Source organism: Bowmanella yangjiangensis (assembly GCF_017255015.1).
Taxonomy (GTDB): Bacteria; Pseudomonadota; Gammaproteobacteria; order Enterobacterales; family Alteromonadaceae; genus Bowmanella; species Bowmanella yangjiangensis.
Genome location: NZ_JAFKCS010000502.1, coordinates 1 through 554, shown reverse-complemented (window position 1 = coordinate 554; position 554 = coordinate 1). Strand labels below are relative to the sequence as shown.

General features: G+C 71.1%; 1 protein-coding gene. It reads right to left on the bottom strand.

Annotated elements, in window-relative coordinates; genetic code table 11:
• Positions 1 to 546, bottom strand: a 546-nt coding sequence (locus tag J0A65_RS25375) for a cytochrome c biogenesis protein CcdA (RefSeq protein ID WP_463452400.1), incomplete at its 3' end; no start/stop codon positions are given.
• Positions 547 to 554: the final 8 nt, after the last annotated feature.

The following is a 554-nucleotide window of genomic DNA, read 5'->3' as shown; positions in this document are numbered from 1 at the left end:
CAGCACCCACTGCCCACTGGCCTTCGCCACCTCCAGTTCGCGCTGCAGATGCTCGGGCTCGCGCACGTCGACGAAACCCGTGCTGCGCGCCTCGGCCTGTGGCGCCGCCACGGCGCTGAACACCCCAAGCGGCCGCATCGGGTCATGCCCACCGCCCGCCGCCCCGAGCACCATCGCCACGCCCCACAGGCCCAGCAGCGCGGCGCCGGCGTGGGCCAGCGCACGCTGCCGCTGCAGCTGCCCTGCCAGGTGCAACAGGCTGCTGGCCGCCAGCACCAGCCAGGCACCACTCAGCGCCAGCCAGGTGGATTCGCCCAGCAGCGGTTGCAGCAGGTACAACGCGGTGCCCAGAAAAAGAAACCCGAACACCGCCTTGACCCGCTCCATCCACGGCCCGGGACGGGGCAGGAAACGCTGGCCGAGCGTCACCAGCAACACCAGCGGCGTACCGATACCCAGGCCGAGGGCGAACAGCACCAGGCCGCCCTGCAGCAGATCGCCGCTCTGCCCGATGAACAGCAACGCAGCCGCCAGTGGTGCGGTCATGCAAGGCC